15 protein-coding genes are annotated in these 18,464 nt (G+C 58.4%); 12 read left to right on the forward strand and 3 right to left on the reverse strand.

The genetic code is table 11. The features are described 5' to 3' along the window. Positions 1–41: 41 nt before the first annotated feature. On the reverse strand, positions 42–1,244 hold the full coding sequence (ackA, locus tag ACJ8KE_RS00930; protein ID WP_004936063.1) for an acetate kinase: 1,203 nt from the start codon (positions 1,242–1,244) through the stop codon (positions 42–44). A 358-nt stretch (positions 1,245–1,602) separates the two neighbouring features. On the opposite strand from ackA, the gene yfbV reads away from it, so the two are divergent. From yfbV to ACJ8KE_RS00950, 4 genes are all read left to right on the forward strand, one after another. Continuing rightward, positions 1,603–2,058 carry a terminus macrodomain insulation protein YfbV gene (gene yfbV / locus ACJ8KE_RS00935; RefSeq protein ID WP_004936061.1) on the forward strand — a complete coding sequence of 152 codons (456 nt, stop codon included), beginning with the start codon at positions 1,603–1,605 and terminating at the stop codon, positions 2,056–2,058. Between the two features lie 142 nt (positions 2,059–2,200). After that, positions 2,201–2,695, forward strand: coding sequence for a YfbU family protein (locus ACJ8KE_RS00940; protein ID WP_016926898.1), 495 nt, complete (start codon positions 2,201–2,203; stop codon positions 2,693–2,695). A 17-nt stretch (positions 2,696–2,712) separates the two neighbouring features. Then, positions 2,713–3,369: a sugar phosphatase gene (locus ACJ8KE_RS00945; RefSeq protein ID WP_016926899.1), complete on the forward strand. Its 657-nt coding sequence runs from the start codon at positions 2,713–2,715 to the stop codon at positions 3,367–3,369. A 79-nt stretch (positions 3,370–3,448) separates the two neighbouring features. Continuing rightward, the gene (locus ACJ8KE_RS00950) at positions 3,449–5,299 is read left to right on the forward strand and encodes an SLC13 family permease (protein ID WP_141398612.1); all 1,851 of its coding nucleotides are present in this window, start codon (positions 3,449–3,451) and stop codon (positions 5,297–5,299) included. 27 nt (positions 5,300–5,326) lie between these two features. Here ACJ8KE_RS00950 and yfbR read toward each other — a convergent pair whose 3' ends face one another. Next, the gene (gene yfbR, locus ACJ8KE_RS00955) at positions 5,327–5,926 is read right to left on the reverse strand and encodes a 5'-deoxynucleotidase (RefSeq protein ID WP_015378582.1); all 600 of its coding nucleotides are present in this window, start codon (positions 5,924–5,926) and stop codon (positions 5,327–5,329) included. Positions 5,927–6,033: 107 nt separating this feature from the next. After that, positions 6,034–7,248: a pyridoxal phosphate-dependent aminotransferase gene (locus ACJ8KE_RS00960; RefSeq protein WP_004936047.1), complete on the reverse strand. Its 1,215-nt coding sequence runs from the start codon at positions 7,246–7,248 to the stop codon at positions 6,034–6,036. A gap of 855 nt (positions 7,249–8,103) precedes the next feature. On the opposite strand from ACJ8KE_RS00960, the gene lrhA reads away from it, so the two are divergent. From lrhA to nuoH, 8 genes are all read left to right on the forward strand, one after another. Further along, on the forward strand, positions 8,104–9,048 hold the full coding sequence (gene lrhA / locus ACJ8KE_RS00965; RefSeq protein ID WP_079450293.1) for a transcriptional regulator LrhA: 945 nt from the start codon (positions 8,104–8,106) through the stop codon (positions 9,046–9,048). A gap of 708 nt (positions 9,049–9,756) precedes the next feature. Next, the gene (nuoA, locus tag ACJ8KE_RS00970; protein WP_004936040.1) at positions 9,757–10,194 is read left to right on the forward strand and encodes an NADH-quinone oxidoreductase subunit NuoA; all 438 of its coding nucleotides are present in this window, start codon (positions 9,757–9,759) and stop codon (positions 10,192–10,194) included. A gap of 15 nt (positions 10,195–10,209) precedes the next feature. Then, complete coding sequence (locus tag ACJ8KE_RS00975) at positions 10,210–10,884, forward strand: NuoB/complex I 20 kDa subunit family protein (protein ID WP_004936039.1); 675 nt, start codon at positions 10,210–10,212, stop codon at positions 10,882–10,884. 96 nt (positions 10,885–10,980) lie between these two features. Then, the gene (nuoC, locus tag ACJ8KE_RS00980) at positions 10,981–12,777 is read left to right on the forward strand and encodes an NADH-quinone oxidoreductase subunit C/D (RefSeq protein ID WP_004936036.1); all 1,797 of its coding nucleotides are present in this window, start codon (positions 10,981–10,983) and stop codon (positions 12,775–12,777) included. Between the two features lie 2 nt (positions 12,778–12,779). Then, positions 12,780–13,331: an NADH-quinone oxidoreductase subunit NuoE gene (nuoE, locus tag ACJ8KE_RS00985; protein ID WP_004936034.1), complete on the forward strand. Its 552-nt coding sequence runs from the start codon at positions 12,780–12,782 to the stop codon at positions 13,329–13,331. Beyond that, on the forward strand, positions 13,328–14,674 hold the full coding sequence (gene nuoF, locus ACJ8KE_RS00990) for an NADH-quinone oxidoreductase subunit NuoF (protein WP_015378579.1): 1,347 nt from the start codon (positions 13,328–13,330) through the stop codon (positions 14,672–14,674). Before nuoE ends, nuoF begins: the two co-directional genes overlap by 4 nt. A gap of 76 nt (positions 14,675–14,750) precedes the next feature. Further along, positions 14,751–17,489: an NADH-quinone oxidoreductase subunit NuoG gene (gene nuoG / locus ACJ8KE_RS00995; RefSeq protein WP_089185341.1), complete on the forward strand. Its 2,739-nt coding sequence runs from the start codon at positions 14,751–14,753 to the stop codon at positions 17,487–17,489. Continuing rightward, complete coding sequence (nuoH, locus tag ACJ8KE_RS01000; RefSeq protein ID WP_004936022.1) at positions 17,486–18,463, forward strand: NADH-quinone oxidoreductase subunit NuoH; 978 nt, start codon at positions 17,486–17,488, stop codon at positions 18,461–18,463. The genes nuoG and nuoH overlap by 4 nt, the downstream gene beginning before the upstream one ends. Position 18,464: the final 1 nt, after the last annotated feature.

Here is an 18,464-nt window from a genome sequence, read left to right on the forward strand (position 1 = left end):
AAACAACACCGTCAGCCTGGGCTGACGGTGTTTTGAGAGCATTACGCGGTCAGGCGGGATGCGTCCTGCGCGATGACCAACTCTTCGTTGGTCGGGATCACCAGCGCCAGGCGGCTGCCGTCTTTGGTGATGGCGCCGGATTTGCCGAAGCGAGCGGCCATGTTGCGGTCGTGGTCGATTTCGAAGCCCAGCAGGCCCAGTTTGTTCAGGGTCAGCTCACGCACCATGCCGGCGTTCTCGCCGATGCCGCCGGTGAAGATCACCGCGTCCAGACGGCCTTCCATCAGCGCGCTGTAGGCGCCGACGTATTTGGCCAGACGGTGGCAGAATACGTCCATGGCGCGTTTGGCATCGGCTTTGCTGTCGTAGTTGTCTTCAACGTAACGGCAGTCGCTGGTGACTTCGGTCAGGCCCAGCAGGCCGGATTCTTTGGTCAGCATCTTGTTGATCTGGTCAACGCTCATGCCCAGAGAATCGTGCAGGTGGAAGATGATAGCCGGATCGATATCACCGCTGCGGGTGCCCATTACCAGGCCTTCCAGCGGGGTCAGACCCATGGAGGTGTCAACGCACTGGCCGTTGCGCACTGCGGTGACGGAACCGCCGTTGCCCAGGTGGCAAGTGATCACGTTCACTTCTTCCACCGGCTTGTTCAGCATCTTCGCGGCTTCCTGAGTCACGTAGAAGTGGCTGGTGCCGTGTGCGCCGTAGCGGCGAACGCCGTGGTCGCGGTACAGGCTGTACGGCAGGGCGTACAGGTAAGATTCTTCCGGCATGGTCTGGTGGAACGCGGTGTCGAACACGGCAACGTTCTTGTCAGCCAGGTGAGGGAAGGATTTCAGCGCTTCCGCGATGCCGATCAGGTGAGCTGGGTTGTGCAGTGGTGCGAACGGCACGGAATCTTTGATACCCTGCAGAACTTCGTCGTTGATCACGGCGGAGGCGGTGAACTTCTCGCCGCCGTGCACGATGCGGTGGCCGATAGCGGTCAACTGCGCGGAAAGCTCTGGTTTTTGTGCCAGAATAGTATTAACAATGAAGTTCAGCGCTTCGCTGTGTGCAGCGCCGGCCCCCAGGGCAGCTTCGTGTTTGGCGCCGTCCATTTTCCACTTGATGCGAGCTTCAGGCAGGTGGAAACACTCGGCCAAACCGGAGAGGAATTCGTCGCCGTTAACGGCATCGATGATGGCGAATTTCAGAGAAGAACTGCCGCAGTTAAGAACCAGTACTAGCTTACTCGACATGGAAGTACCTACTTAAATAGTCGTGTTGTTAAAAGAAAATCGAACACACGTGGTGAATTAATCGTCAATCAGACAACAAGCGTAGCGCATAGTGCCGATGACATTTATGATTAACATCATGTGAAGTGCACAAATCACAGGATGATGGAAAAACCGATGATTTCTCTGCGGTTTAAATAATCTTGATTTTTATAGGGCTAAAAGTTGACAAAATTTACGTCATCTTCTACCGGCCACAAGGCCGGCTTAGGATACCGATAGCCCGGTGCAAACACAAAATAAATTTAAAGCTTCAAATTTTTTAGTATGGTCTCTGGCAGCACGCTTTTAGTTTCTTTACGTGACGTTGAGGTACGCAATGACGAGCAAACCGTCCGGTTCCGTAAGCTGGTTTCAGGTCTTCCAGCGCGGGCAGCATTATATGAAAACCTGGCCGTCAGACAAACGTCTGGCACCGGTCTTTCCGGAGAACCGCGTTGCGCGTGCCACCCGTTTCGCTATCCGTTTCATGCCGCCGTTGGCGATTTTCACGCTGACCTGGCAGATCGCGCTCGGCGGCCAACTGGGCCCGGCGATCGCCACCGCGCTGTTCGCCTGCAGCCTGCCGATGCAGGGCTTGTGGTGGCTGGGGCGTCGTTCGGTCACGCCGCTGCCGCCGACGCTGCTGCAATGGTTCCATGAGGTGCGCAACAAGCTGACGGAAGCCGGACAGGCGGTGGCGCCGCTCGAAGGCACGCCGACCTATCAGACGTTGGCTGATTTGCTCAAGCGCGCCTTCAAGCAGCTGGACAAAACCTTCCTCGACGATCTGTAAATGAAAAAAGGCCGCGTTGTGCGGCCTTTTTCGTCTAAGCGCCAATAACCCCGGTTTAAATCAAAGAACGGTCGAGTTGTGATTTCCTGCGTTCTTGCGCTGTGCGATGCTCCCGCCATCACACAGAAATGAGGAAATCCTGATGGAAATGACCAACGCCCAGCGGCTGATCCTGTCGAATCAGTACAAGATGATGACCTTGCTCGATCCGGACAACGGCGATCGTTATCGCCGGTTGCAAACCATCGTCGAACGCGGCTTCGGTTTGCAAATGCGCGAGCTGGATCGCGACTTCGGCGAACTGAGCGAAGAGGTGTGCCGCACCATCATCAACGTGATGGAAATGCATCATGCGCTGCAGGTTTCCTGGGGCAACCTGAAAGAGAAGCAGGATCTGGACGAGCGCCGCCTGGCGTTCCTCGGCTTCGACGCCGCGACCGAGGCGCGCTACCTGAGTTACGTGCGTTTCCTGGTCAGCACCGAGGGGCGCTATACTCACTTTGATTCCGGCAGCCACGGTTTTAACGCCCAGACCAAAATGTGGGAAAAATACCAGCGTATGCTGGCGATCTGGTTGGCCTGTCCGCGCCAGTATCACTTGAGCGCCGTTGAGATAGCGCAAATCATCAATGCTTGATTAAGAAGAGGTTTTCTGTGGAGTGTAAGGGTTTTCTGTTCGATCTTGATGGCACCCTGGTGGATTCGCTGCCGGCGGTAGAGCGCGCCTGGACGCACTGGGCCGAGCGCCGCGGCGTCGACCCGCAAGCGGTGCTGGACTTCATTCACGGTAAACAGGCCATTACTTCTCTGCGCCATTTTATGCCGGGCGAAAGCGAAGCGGAAATTCAGCGCGAATTCCAATTGCTGGAGCAGGTGGAAGCGCAGGATACCGATGGCGTTCGCGCGCTGCCGGGCGCGATTGCGTTGCTGGAGCGCCTGAACGCGCTCGGCATCCCTTGGGCGATCGTCACCTCCGGTTCGGTGCCGGTGGCCGGCGCTCGCCGCCAGGCCGGCGGTTTGCCGCAGCCGGCGGTGTTCATCACCGCCGAGCAGGTTAAACATGGCAAGCCGCAGCCCGACGCCTATCTGCTGGGCGCCGAGCGCCTGGGGCTGGCGCCGCACGAGTGCGTAGTGGTCGAAGACGCGCCGGCCGGCATTCTCTCCGGCCTGGCGGCGGGTTGCCAGGTGATTGCGGTCAACGCCCCGGCCGATGCGCCGAAGCTGGAGCAGGTCGACCTGCGGCTGGATTCGCTGGCGCAGATCGCCGTCGATAAAACGGCGCAGGGCGCGATCGTTCGCCGGCTGGTTTAAGCGGCATGATCTTCACCCTAATTGATTAGACCCCGCTTCGGCGGGGTTTTTTTATGCTATTTTTTAGACCCTTGGACATTTGCCGGATGAGGCCGTTTTGAACAGCGAATTACTGTGGGTGCTGAGTTTACTGCTGATTGCCATCGTGCTGTTTACCACCAACAAGCTGCGGATGGACGTGGTGGCGCTGTTGGTGATCATCGCTTTCGTGCTGAGCGGCACGCTCAGCTTGCAGGAGGCGACGGTCGGTTTCAGCGATCCCAATGTGATTTTGATCGCCGCGCTGTTCGTGATCGGCGAAGGGCTGGTGCGCACCGGCGTGGCTTATCAGGTGGGCGACTGGCTGGTGAAAGTGGCCGGCAGCAGCGAAACCAAAATGTTGATGCTGCTGATGGTGACGGTCGCCGGATTGGGGGCATTTATGAGCTCGACCGGCGTGGTGGCGATCTTTATCCCGGTGGTGCTCAGCGTGACGGCGAGAATGAAGATCGCGCCGGGGCGGCTGATGATGCCGCTCAGCTTCGCCGGGCTGATCAGCGGCATGATGACGCTGGTGGCCACGCCGCCCAACATGGTGGTCAACAGCGAACTGGTGCGTGAAGGCATCCATGGTTTCGGTTTCTTCAGCGTGACGCCCATTGGCCTGGCGGTGCTGGCGCTGGGCGTCGGTTACATGCTGATCGCCCGGCGTTGGCTGGGCAGCGGCGACACGAGCAAAGCAGGCGACGACTGGCAGCGCCGCACCTTCCGTGACCTGATCCGCGATTACAAGCTGACCGGCCGCGCGCGGCGGTTGGCTGTCCGCAGCGCTTCGCCGCTGATCGGGCGTTCGCTGGACGAGCTGCACCTGCGCGCGCGCTATGGCGCCAACGTGGTGGGCATCGAGCGCTGGAAACGCTTCCGGCGGGTGATGGTCAGCGCCTCCGGCAGCACCGAACTGCGCGAGGGCGACGTCCTCTTGATCGACATGTCGGACAGCCAGGTCGATCTGCGCGAATTCTGCGGCGAGCAGCGGCTGGAGCCGATGGTGCTGCGCGGCGATTACTTCTCGGAACAGTCGCGCAACGTCGGCATGGCGGAGGTGTCGCTGATCCCGGACTCGGCGCTGCTGGGCAAAAGCCTGCGCGAAGCGGCGTTCCGCAGCCGTTACGATCTGAACGTGGTGGGCATCCGCCGCCACGGCGAGACGCTGGGCGGCAAGTTGGTGGACGAGCCGCTGGAACTGGGCGACATCTTACTGGTGATCGGCGATTGGAAGGCGATTCGTCAGCTGCAGGCCAAAACCCACGACTTTATCGTGCTCAATCTGCCGGCCGAGGTGGACGAAGTGGCGCCGGCCATCACGCAGGCGCCGCATGCGCTGTTTTGCCTGGCGCTGATGGTGGCGATGATGCTGACCGACGAAATCCCCAACCCGATCGCGGCGCTGATCGCCTGTTTGCTGATGGGCAAGTTCCGCTGCATCGATATGGAGAGCGCCTATAAATCGATCCATTGGCCGAGCATTATTTTGATCGTCGGCATGATGCCGTTCGCGCAGGCGCTGCAAAAGACCGGCGGGGTGGATCTGATCGTCAGCGGGCTGATGGACGTCGCCGGCGGCGCGGGGCCGCGCGTGATGCTGCTGTGCCTGTTCGTCTTGTGCGCCACCATCGGCCTGTTTATTTCCAATACCGCGACGGCGGTGCTGATGGCGCCGATCGCCATCGCCGCCGCGCGCGAAATGGGGGTATCGCCATACCCGTTCGCGATGATTATCGCCGTCGCCGCGTCCGCCGCCTTTATGACGCCGGTTTCTTCACCGGTCAATACGCTGGTGCTGGGGCCGGGCAATTACAAGTTCGGCGATTTCGTGCGGCTCGGCGTGCCGTTCACCCTGTTGGTGATGGCGGTCAGCGTGATTGTGGTGCCGTGGCTCTACGGTTTTTAACGGCGCAACGAGGCTGCGCCGGCGGGGTTACAGCGAGCTGTCGAGGCTGATTTCGTCCAATGACAGACTGAAACTGGGAATGAACACTTCCATGAAGTAGTCCATCTCCGGGCTGCGGCGCTGTTCCAGGGTTTTATCCAGCCGCGCCTTGGCCAGGGTAAATTCGTTGTTACCGGCAGACAGCTCCTCCAGGCATTTCAGGTAGGCGCATAATGCGTCCGCCTGCTTTACCACCTGCTTTTCATCTTCGCTGTAATAGTGCTCATCGAGAATGGTGCGGAAATCGTTGCGCAGTTCCGCGGGGATCATGTCCAGCAGCTTTTGCTGGGCGATCTTTTCGATCTTCTTGTACTCGTGGGCGATCTGCGGATTGTAGTACTTGATCGGCGTCGGCATGTCGCCGGTGATCACTTCGCTGGCGTCGTGATACATCGCCAGCAGCGCAACCCGGTCGGCGTTGAGATTGCCGTTGAACTTGCGGTTCTTGATCACCGCCAACGCGTGGGCGACAAAAGCCACCTGCAGACTGTGTTCGGAGACGTTCTCGGTGCGCACGTTGCGCATCAGTGGCCAGCGGTTGATCAGTTTCAGGCGGGACAGATGGGCGAAGAAATGGCTCTGGCTCATGGTGCTCTCTTTAACGGCAAGTGAGGCCCCCATTGTGAAGCAGTGACGGCGAATTTTGCAACCGGGCAATGAGAGAAGGGCGCAGCAAGGCGCTGCGCCCCAGGCGATTACTGATGGTAGCCTTCAAGGAAGCGGCCCAGCTTGCCGACCGCCATTTCCAGCTCGTCTACGCGCGGCAGGGTGACGATGCGCACATGATCCGGGTAGGGCCAGTTGAATGCGGTTCCCTGCACCAGCAGCACTTTTTCCTGCAGCAGCAGATCCAGCACCAGTTTCTGGTCGTCATGGATATTGAAGCGTTTGGCATCGATGCGCGGGAACATGTACAGCGCGCCCTGCGGCTTCACGCATGAGACGCCCGGAATGTCATTGAGCAGTTCCCAGGTGCGATTGCGCTGTTCGTACAGACGGCCGCCGGGCTGAATGAATTCGCTGATGCTTTGATAACCGCCCAGCGCGGTTTGAATCGCGTGCTGCATCGGCACGTTGGCGCACAGGCGCATCGAAGCCAGCATCTCCAGCCCTTCGATATAGCCTTTGGCGTGCTTTTTCGGCCCGTTCAGCACCATCCAGCCCTGGCGGAAGCCCGCCACGCGGTAGGTCTTCGACAGGCCGTTGAAGGTCACGGTCAGCAGATCCGGCGCCAGCGCGGCGATAGAGTGGTGCTCCGCTTCGTCGTACAGGATCTTGTCGTAGATCTCGTCGGCGAAGATGATCAGGTTGTGTTGACGGGCGATCTCGACGATCTGTTCCAGCAGCGCTTTGCTGTACACCGCGCCGGTTGGGTTGTTCGGGTTGATGATCACGATGCCGCGGGTGCGCGGGGTGATCTTGCTGATGATGTCGTCCAGATCCGGGAACCAGCCGGCCTGCTCATCGCACAGATAGTGCACGGCTTTGCCGCCGGACAGCGAGACCGCGGCGGTCCACAACGGGTAGTCCGGCGCCGGCACCAGCATTTCGTCGCCGCTGTTGAGCAGCGCCTGCATGGATTGAACGATCAGCTCCGAGACGCCGTTGCCAATGTAGATATCCTCAACGGTCACGTCACGCATGTTGCGCGCCTGATAGTGCTGCATGATCGCTTTACGCGCCGAGAAGAGGCCCTTGGAGTCGGAGTAGCCTTGCGCCGTGGGCAGATTGCGGATCACGTCGACCAGGATTTCGTCCGGGGCGTCGAAACCGAACGGGGCAGGGTTGCCGATGTTCAGTTTCAGGACTTTGTTGCCTTCTTCTTCAAGACGTTTAGCTTCTTTAAGCACCGGGCCGCGAATGTCATAGCAGACGTTGTCCAGTTTGCTGGATTTCTCAATGGGGGACATAAAAAGTTGAGCCTTTTGCTGGGATAGGGGCGCTCCTACCGTGGGACGCCGCAACCCGCCCAATGTACTCCTGGCGTAGTTGCTTTTGAAGGGTTTTGCACGCCTTTGGTGCAAATGCATGTCGTAACGGGGGATTTTAGTTATGATAAGCAAAGGTAAAGTTATTTTGTGGTTCATAATTTCATGAACTATAATTTTACTAGGGTTTTGTTCTGTAAAATCACGTGTCGATAAACGAGACGTGTCGGCGATCGCGGCCGGCAGCAGTGAACTGATAAGCCGAAAGTGAGAATAGGCTTCAATAAACTGTAAAGGAACGATAATACCGGAGTTGTCTGATAGCGGGTTGCCGGTTAGCGCACCACACTAAAAAAATGGCATATTTACATTAGCTTTACTTTATATTTCAGCTTAAGCATTGTTTATGTGGTTATAGGATTATTATTTAAAGTAAAAATCTTACTGATTGAATTTATTAAATTCATTGAGTGATAACACGACGTTGGTGCCGTTAATTATTTATTTTTCTTACTCTGTAATGCAGCCTGAACGCCGGTTGATAAGGATTCTCAGTAGCACGAATGGAGTGGAAATTAGGCAGTATCAATGAGTAAAATCTCAGGTTCGGTGGGGGTTTTCCCTTCCCACCGGTATTCAGTCCCCCGCGTTCTATAAGCACCATCGATAGATCGCATTTTAAAAAGCGATAGAGGTAACGAATCATAAGTAATTTTTTTGCCCTCCACTTATGAGTGGGGTACTGTCATAACAGGCTCCGTCCTTTTCAACGGCGTCTGAGAAACACACCAGGGTAGTAGTTCGTAAATTAGAATTTAAAAAAGTGAAGAATACACTATGACAACTGCAAATCGTCCGATACTTAATCTCGACCTCGATCTGCTAAGAACCTTTGTTGCGGTTGCTGATTTGAATACCTTCGCGGCGGCGGCTGTTGCCGTTTGCCGTACGCAATCAGCCGTCAGCCAACAAATGCAGCGATTAGAGCAACTGGTCGGCAAAGAACTGTTTGCCCGCCATGGGCGCAACAAACTCCTGACTGAGCATGGTATTCAGCTTCTCGGTTATGCCAGGAAGATCCTGCGCTTTAACGACGAAGCCTGTACCTCGCTGATGTACAACAATATTAAAGGTGTTCTGACCATCGGCGCTTCCGACGACACCGCCGATACCATTCTGCCTTTCTTGTTGAACCGCGTGACCGCCATTTATCCGAAGCTGGCCATTGACGTGCGCGTAAAGCGCAGCACGACGATGGTCGATCTGCTGGAAGAGGGGGAGATCGATCTGGCGGTGACCACGGCCGATCCGGCCGGGCACCCGCACATCGTGCTGCGCACGTCGCCGACGCTGTGGTACTGCGCTGCCGATTATCACTATCAGGCCGGCGAACCTATCCCGCTGGTGGTGATGGATGAACCAAGCCCGTTCCGCGCGCTGGCGATCAAACAGTTGGACGAAGCCGGTATCCCGTGGCGTATCGCCTACGTCGCCTCCACGCTGTCCGCGGTGCGGGCGGCCTGTAAGGCCGGCCTGGGCGTGACCGCGCGGCCGATCGAGATGATGAGCCCCGATCTGCGGGTGCTGGGCGCGGTGGAAGGTTTGCCGCCGCTGCCGGATACCCAGTATGTGCTGTGCAAAAACGCGCAGTGCAGCAACGAACTGGCCATGGCCATCTTCAGCGCGATGCAGGGCGGCGATGACGGCTATGGCTTCAACGGCGCGGAAGCCGGTCTCCAGAGCGATCAGGATGATGCCAGCCTGGTGGACGAAGAAGAATAACGCCGCGACGTGATATCTGATGAAAAACCTCTGCTTCGGCGGAGGTTTTTTTTGGCCGTTTTTTGATGATTTCTACTGTTATAGAGGTTTAAGTGTGATTTTGTTATGAGTCGTCTGTTTTATTAACTTTTAAGCGTTGCTGAAAAGAGAGTTTGACCGGATTTAAGATGCTGGGTTCGTTTTTTGCACAATAAGATTGAATGAGTTAAAGGCATGGTAATAGCAGGGTTATTTTGTTAGCTTATGGCGGTCGTTTTTGCGGCTTAATTTGAGGAAAATTGTTAAAGGGCCACACTTTTTTTGAGGATTTATGCTGAAAACGTGTCCTGGATCAAAAAAATACCCCTAGGTAGTGAGTGGAAGAACAGGGAATTCCTGAGACAATGGTATAGTAAAACTGAAATGTGCATGTTGGTTTATATCTATCTGTTTCTACACAAAAATTAACTGACACGATTTAGCCTGTCCCTGGCGCATCAAATGTTAATCAAATGATACGTATGTAAACTAGTGTGTAGATACTTTTGTCAAAGTTGACAAAAGGTTATAGAAAGGAGTAAAAAGCCCACAGAAAAACGCTGCCTAACTCGCTGTAAAAGCAGTTTGTTTGTGTGGTTATTTATCCTTCCCTTAAATCGATGTGGCGCACTAACTGCCGGTGACAAGAGCAGTGCGATCGACGCCACTTTTGATGAGTAAGCATAGAGTATGTCAACAACCACTGAAGTTATCGCTCATCACTGGGCGCTCGCCGTATTTCTCGTCGTGGCTATCGGGCTTTGCGGCTTAATGCTGCTGGGTGCGTTCTTCTTGGGCGGGAGAGCCCGGGCGCGCGCCAAACACACCCCGTTTGAATCAGGCATCGACTCGGTCGGCACGGCGCGCATGCGCTTGTCCGCCAAGTTCTACCTGGTGGCCATGTTCTTCGTTATTTTCGACGTTGAAGCCTTATACCTGTATGCCTGGTCGGTCTCGATTCGCGAGAGCGGCTGGGTGGGCTTTATCGAAGCCGCCATTTTCATTTTGGTGCTATTGGCCGGTCTGGTTTATCTGGTGCGCATCGGCGCGTTGGATTGGACTCCGGCGCGTTCCCAACGCCGCAGCAAACCGAGCACGATCACTAACACCAACAGTCATCCGCAGTAACAGCGAGGCATTAAGATGGACTATACGCTCACCCGCATAGACCCGAACGGTGAGAACGACCGTTATCCCCTGCAAAAACAGGAGATCGTCGCCGATCCCCTGGAACAACAGGTTCACCGCACGGTTTACATGGGTAAACTCGAACATGCGCTGCATGACATGGTGAACTGGGGGCGTAAAAACTCTATTTGGCCGTATAACTTCGGCCTTTCGTGCTGTTACGTGGAGATGGTGACGTCGTTTACCGCCGTTCACGACGTGGCGCGTTTCGGTGCGGAAGTGTTGCGCGCCTCCCCGCGTCAGGCTGACCTGATGGTGGTAGCCGGGACCTGCTTCACCAAAATGGCCCCGGTCATCCAGCGCCTGTACGAGCAGATGCTGGAGCCTAAGTGGGTGATCTCGATGGGCGCCTGCGCCAACTCCGGCGGCATGTACGACATCTATTCCGTGGTGCAGGGCGTGGACAAGTTCCTGCCGGTCGACGTGTACATTCCCGGCTGCCCACCGCGTCCGGAAGCCTACATGCAAGCGCTGATGCTGCTGCAGGAATCCATCGGCAAAGAACGTCGCCCGCTGTCGTGGGTTGTCGGCGATCAGGGCGTTTACCGCGCCAATATGCAGTCTGAAAGAGAGCGTAAACACGGCGAGCGCATCGCGGTGACCAACCTCCGGACGCCTGACGAGATTTAAGACGTTCATTTAACGTCCATCTTAGTGCGCTATTGGTTAACACAGCGAAAAGTGAAACTTGCGGCGAATAACCCTTTAGTGTGGTGAAAAAAAATTATGACAGATTTGACGACGCACGACGCCTTGCCTGCCTGGCAGACCCGAGATCACCTTGACGACCCGGTGATCGGCGAACTGCGCAACCGTTTTGGGCCGGAAGCCTTTACTGTTCAGGCCACTCGTACCGGCATGCCCGTGGTATGGGTTAAACCTGACCAGTTACTGGAAGTAATGACGTTCCTGAGAAAACAGCCGAAGCCGTATGTCATGCTGTTCGATCTGCATGGCGTGGATGAACGCCTTCGCACCCACCGCGACGGCCTGCCCGCTGCGGATTTCTCCGTTTTCTACCATCTGATCTCCATCGAGCGCAACCGCGACATCATGCTGAAGGTGGCGCTGTCTGAAAAAGACCTGCACGTGCCGACGGCGACCAAGGTGTTCCCGAACGCCAACTGGTACGAGCGCGAAACCTGGGAAATGTTCGGCATCACCTTCGACGGCCACCCGCACCTGTCGCGCATCATGATGCCGCAGACCTGGGAAGGGCACCCGCTGCGCAAGGACTACCCGGCGCGAGCCACTGAATTCGATCCTTTCGTGCTGACCAAGCAGAAAGAAGATCTGGAAATGGAAGCGCTGACCTTCAAGCCGGAAGACTGGGGCATGAAGCGCGGCACCGAGAACGAAGACTTCATGTTCCTCAACCTCGGCCCGAACCACCCGTCCGCGCACGGTGCGTTCCGCATCATTCTGCAGCTGGACGGCGAAGAGATCGTCGACTGCGTGCCGGATATCGGCTATCACCACCGCGGCGCCGAGAAGATGGGCGAGCGTCAATCCTGGCACAGCTACATCCCGTACACCGACCGCATCGAGTACCTCGGCGGCTGCGTGAACGAAATGCCTTATGTGTTGGCGGTCGAGAAGCTGGCCGGCATCAAGGTGCCCGAGCGCGTCGACACCATCCGCGTGATGCTGTCCGAGCTGTTCCGCATCAACAGCCACCTGCTGTACATCTCCACTTTCATTCAGGACGTCGGCGCGATGACCCCGGTGTTCTTCGCCTTTACCGATCGTCAGAAAATCTACGATCTGGTGGAAGCGATCACCGGTTTCCGTATGCACCCGGCCTGGTTCCGCATCGGCGGCGTCGCGCACGATCTGCCGCGCGGCTGGGATCGCCTGCTGCGTGAATTCCTCGACTGGATGCCGAAGCGTCTGGACTCCTACGTGAAAGCGGCGCTGAAGAACAGCATCCTGAAAGGCCGCTCCATCGGCGTCGCGTCTTACAACGCCAAAGAAGCGCTGGAGTGGGGCGTGACCGGCGCCGGCCTGCGCGCGACCGGCGTGGAGTTCGACGTGCGTAAATGGCGTCCGTACTCCGGCTACGAGAACTTCGACTTCGAAGTGCCGGTCGGCGACGGCACCAGCGACTGCTACACCCGCGTGATGCTGAAGGTGGAAGAGCTGCGCCAGAGCCTGCGCATCCTCGAACAGTGCCTGAACAACATGCCGGAAGGCCCGTTCAAGGCCGATCACCCGCTGACTACGCCGCCGCCGAAAGAGCGCACGCTGCAGCACATTGAAACGCTGATCACCCACTTCCTGCAGGTTTCCTGGGGCCCGGTGATGCCAGCCAACGAATCATTCCAGATGATTGAAGCCACCAAAGGGATCAACAGCTACTACCTGACCAGCGACGGCAGCACCATGAGCTATCGCACCCGGGTACGTACGCCGAGCTTTGCGCACCTGCAGCAGATCCCATCGGTCATCCGAGGCAGCCTGGTTTCCGACCTGATCGTCTATCTGGGTAGTATCGATTTTGTAATGTCAGATGTGGACCGCTAACTATGCATGATCAAAAAGACAATCACGCAGTCAACGATGCGCTCGAGCCCATCAACGCAGCCGCTCCTCAGAGCGGCGTTGATGCATTTGTACTGAGCGCGGAAGAACGTGATGCGATCGAGCACGAAAAGCACCATTACGAGGATCCGCGCGCCGCGTCCATCGAAGCACTGAAAATTGTGCAGAAGCAGCGCGGTTGGGTTCCGGACGGTGCGATTTACGCCATCGCGGAAGTGCTGGGCATCCCCGCCAGCGACGTAGAAGGCGTGGCCACGTTCTACAGCCAGATTTTCCGTCAGCCAGTAGGACGTCACGTGATCCGTTATTGTGACAGCGTTGTTTGTCACATCACCGGTTACCAGGGCATTCAGGCCGCTATCGAGAAGAAGCTGAACATCAAGCCGGGTCAAACCACCTTTGATGGCCGCTTCACGCTGTTGCCGACCTGCTGTCTGGGCAACTGCGATAAAGGGCCGACCATGATGATTGACGAGGACACTCACAGTCAGCTGAAGCCTGAAGATATCGAGACGCTACTGGAGCAGTATCAATGACCAAGCACATTGTACGCACTCCCGAAACGCATCCGCTGACCTGGCGTCTGCGCGATGACAAGCAGCCGCTGTGGCTGGACGAATACCGCAGCAAAAACGGCTATGCCGGCGCAGAGAAGGCCCTCAAAGGCCTGGCCCCGGACGAGATCGTCGGCCTGGTGAAAGATTCCGGGCTGAAGGGCCGCGGCGGCGCGGGCTTCTCCACCGGTTTGAAGTGGAGCCTGATGCCGAAGGACGAATCCATGAACATCCGTTACCTGCTGTGTAACGCCGATGAGATGGAGCCGGGCACTTACAAAGACCGCCTGCTGATGGAGCAGCTGCCGCACCTGCTGGTGGAAGGCATGCTGATCTCCGCGTTCGCGCTGAAAGCCTACCGCGGGTACATCTTCCTGCGCGGCGAGTACATCGAAGCGGCGGCGCACCTGCGTCGCGCTATCGCGGAAGCCACCGAAGCCGGCTATCTGGGCAAGAACATTCTCGGCACCGGATTTGATTTCGAGCTGATCGTGCACACCGGCGCCGGCCGTTACATCTGCGGCGAAGAAACCGCGCTGATCAACTCGCTGGAAGGCCGCCGCGCCAACCCGCGCTCCAAGCCGCCATTCCCGGCCAGCGCCGGCGTCTGGGGCAAGCCGACCTGCGTCAACAACGTCGAAACGCTGTGCAACGTGCCGGCCATTTTGGCGAACGGCGTGGAGTGGTACACCGGCATCTCCGGCAGTGAAGACAAAGGCACCAAGCTGATGGGCTTCTCCGGCCGGGTGAAAAATCCGGGCGTCTGGGAACTGCCGTTCGGCACCACCGCGCGCGAAATCCTGGAAGACTATGCCGGCGGCATGCGCGACGGTCTGCGTTTCAAAGCCTGGCAGCCGGGCGGCGCGGGCACCGACTTCCTGACCGCCGATCACCTCGATCTGCCGATGGAATACGGCGCGATCGGCAAAGCCGGCAGTCGTCTCGGCACCGCGTTGGCGATGGCGGTTGACCACGAGATCGGCATGGTGCCGCTGGTGCGCAACCTGGAAGAGTTCTTCGCCCGCGAGTCCTGCGGCTGGTGTACGCCTTGCCGCGATGGCCTGCCGTGGAGCGTGAAGATTCTGCGCGCGTTGGAAAACGGCGAAGGGCAGCCGGGGGATATCGAAACCCTCGAACAGCTGTGCCGTTCCCTCGGCCCGGGCAAAACCTTCTGCGCCCACGCGCCAGGTGCCGTAGAGCCACTGCAAAGCGCGATTAAATATTTCCGTGAAGAGTTCGAGGCGGGTATCGCCGTGCAGCACTTCGGCAACGCGCATGCGATTGGCGGCATTCAGCCGAACAATCTGCTGAAGCAACGCTGGTAAGCCGACTCGCCCGAACACGGCCAGAATTTTTGATTAACGCCTGCCGCAAGGCAGGCCACTTGGAAGCATGCTGACTATGGCTACGATTCATGTAGACGGCAAAGAGTATGAGGTAGACGGGGCGGACAACCTGCTGCAGGCTTGTCTCTCCCTCGGCCTTGATATTCCTTACTTTTGCTGGCATCCGGCGCTGGGAAGCGTCGGCGCTTGCCGCCAATGTGCGGTAAAGCAATACCAAAACGCGGAAGATACGCGCGGCCGTTTGGTGATGTCCTGTATGACCCCGGCATCCGATGGCACCTTCATCTCCATCGATGACGGCGAAGCGAAGCAGTTCCGTGAAAGCGTGGTCGAGTGGTTGATGACCAACCACCCGCACGATTGCCCGGTCTGTGAGGAAGGCGGTAACTGTCACCTGCAGGATATGACGGTAATGACCGGCCACAGCTTCCGTCGCTACCGCTTTACCAAGCGCACCCACAACAACCAGGAGCTGGGGCCGTTTATCTCGCACGAGATGAACCGCTGCATCGCCTGCTATCGCTGCGTGCGTTACTACAAAGACTATGCGGACGGCACCGACTTCGGCGTGTACGGCGCGCACGACAACGTCTACTTTGGTCGCCCGGAAAGCGGCACGCTGGAAAGCGAGTTCTCCGGCAACCTGGTGGAAGTGTGCCCGACCGGCGTCTTCACCGACAAAACGCACTCCGAACGCTACAACCGTAAATGGGACATGCAGTTCGCGCCGAGCATTTGCCAGCAGTGCAGCATCGGCTGTAATACCAGCCCGGGCGAGCGCTATGGCGAGCTGCGCCGTATCGAAAACCGTTACAACGGCAGCGTGAACCACTACTTCCTGTGCGACCGCGGCCGTTTCGGTTACGGCTACGTCAACCAGAAAGATCGTCCGCGTCAACCGCAGCAGCTGCGCGGCGATGACTGGATCACCCTGAACGCCGAGCAGGCGATGCAGGGCGCGGCGGACATCCTGCGTCAGGCGAAGAAAACCATCGGCATCGGCTCCCCGCGCGCCAGCCTGGAAAGCAACTTCGCACTGCGCGAGCTGGTCGGCGCCGAGAACTACTACACCGGTATCGCTCAGGCTGAGCAATCACGCCTGGCGCTGATGCTGAACGTGCTGAAAAACGGCGGCGTTCATACGCCGGCGCTGCGCGAGATCGAGGATTACGACGCGGTGCTGGTGCTGGGCGAAGACCTGACGCAAACCGGCGCGCGCATCGCGCTGTCCGTGCGTCAGGCCGTCAAGGGGAAAGCCCGCGCGATGGCGGCGGCGCAGCGCGTTGCCGACTGGCAGATCGCGGCGGTGCAGAACATCGGCCAGCACGCCAAATACCCGCTGTTCACCACCAACGTCGACAACACCCGCCTGGACGACATCGCCGCCTGGAACTACCGCGCGCCGGTTGACGAGCAGGCGCGCTTCGGCTTCGCCATCGCTCACGCGCTGGATAGCGCAGCGCCGGCGGTGAACGATCTGGCTGAAGGCCTGAACAAGAAAGTCGATATCATCGTGCAGGCGCTGACCGGCGCACGCAAACCGCTGATCATTACCGGCAGCAACGCCGGCAGCGAAGCCATCATCGAAGCGGCGGCCAACATCGCCAAAGCGTTGAAGGGCCGCGGTGCCGACGTCGGCATCACCTTCGTGGCGGGCGCAGCCAACAGCATGGGCCTGGCGATGATCGGCGGCGGTTCGCTCGATCAGGCGCTGGAACAGCTGGCGAGCGGCGCAGCCGACACCGCCATCGTGATGGAAAACGATCTCTATCGTCATGCGCCGGCGGCGCAGGTGGACGCGGCGTTGGCCAAGGTCAACAACCTGATCGTCGCCGACCACCAGCGCACCGCGATCATGGACAAAGCCAACCTGATCCTCTCCTCGGCCAGCTTCGCCGAGAGCGACGGTACGCTGATCAACCAGGAAGGCCGCGCGCAGCGCTTCTTCCAGGTGTACGATCCGGCTTACTACGACGACGCCAAGAAGAATCAGTTCACCGTGATGCTGGAAAGCTGGCGCTGGATGCACTCGCTGCACTCCACCTACACCAGCCGCCATGTGGACTGGACTCAGCTCGATGACGTGATCGCCGCTTGCGTCGCCGCGTTGCCGCAGCTGCAGGGCATCGTCGATGCCGCGCCGGACGCGACGTTCCGCATTCGCGGTCAGAAGCTGGCGCGTTCGCCGCACCGCTCCAGCGGCCGTACCGCCATGCGCGCCAACATCAGCGTGCACGAGCCGCGTCAGCCGCAGGATAAAGACACCATGTTCGCCTTCTCGATGGAAGGGAACAACAGCCCGCTGGCCGATCGTCAGCAGATCCCGTTCGCCTGGGCGCCAGGCTGGAACTCACCGCAGGCATGGAACAAGTTCCAGGCCGAAGTGGGCGGCAAACTGCGCCACGGCGATCCGGGCGTGCGCCTGATTGAAGCGGGGGAGGGCAGCCTCGGTTACTTCGATCGCGTGCCTGCCGCCTTCAATCCGAACGACGGCTGGCGTGTCGCGCCTTACTACCACCTGTTCGGCAGCGATGAAATGTCGCAGCGCTCTCACGTGATCCAGCAGCGCATGCCGGAAGCCTACGTGATGGTCAACCCGGCCGATGCGGCGACGCTTGGCGTCAACGCGGGCAGCCTGGTGGAGTTCAACTGCGCGGGCCAGACCCTGCGTCTGCCGGTGCGTCTGAGTGAAACCCTGACCCAGGGCCAGGTTGGTTTGCCGCTCGGCTTGCCAGGGATCCCGCCGATCTTGGTGGGTGCTAAGGTAGACAATCTGCGGGAGGCGGCACGATGAGCTGGTTTACCCCTGAGGTGATCGACATCTTGATCGCCATTCTTAAAGCGGTCGTGATCCTGTTGGTGGTCGTGGCGTGCGGGGCGTTCATGAGCTTCGGCGAACGCCGTCTGCTCGGCCTGTTCCAGAACCGCTACGGACCGAACCGCGTAGGCTGGGGCGGCTCGCTGCAGCTGGTCGCCGACATGATCAAAATGTTCTTCAAGGAAGACTGGGTGCCGAGATTCTCCGACCGGGTGATCTTCACCCTGGCGCCGATGATCGCCTTTACTTCCCTGTTGCTGGCATTTGCCATCGTACCGGTCAGCCCGACCTGGGCGGTGTCCGATCTCAACATCGGTATTCTGTTCTTCCTGATGATGGCCGGCCTGGCGGTGTACGCCGTGCTGTTCGCCGGATGGTCGAGCAACAACAAATACTCGCTGTTGGGCGCGATGCGTGCCTCCGCGCAAACCCTGAGCTACGAAGTGTTCATCGGCCTGTCGCTGATGGGCGTGGTGATGCAGGCGGATTCATTCAACATGCAGGCCATCGTTGAATCTCAGGCGCACGTCTGGAACGTCATTCCGCAGTTCTTCGGCTTCGTGACCTTCGCGATCGCCGGCGTGGCGGTGTGTCACCGTCACCCGTTTGACCAGCCGGAAGCCGAGCAGGAACTGGCTGACGGTTACCACATCGAATATTCCGGCATGAAGTTCGGTCTGTTCTTCGTGGGGGAATACATCGGTATCGTCACCGTGTCCGCCCTGATTGTGACGTTGTTCTTCGGCGGCTGGCAGGGTCCGTTCCTGCCGCCATTCATCTGGTTCGCGTTGAAAACGGCCTTCTTCATGATGATGTTCATCCTGATCCGCGCCGCGCTGCCGCGTCCGCGTTATGACCAGGTGATGTCCTTCGGCTGGAAAGTGTGCCTGCCGCTGACGCTGCTGAACCTGCTGGCAACCGCCGCGGTCATTTTGTACAACGCTCAATAAG

The organism is Serratia sp. CY56464 (assembly GCF_052168435.1).
In the GTDB taxonomy this organism is placed as follows: Bacteria; Pseudomonadota; Gammaproteobacteria; order Enterobacterales; family Enterobacteriaceae; genus Serratia; species Serratia marcescens.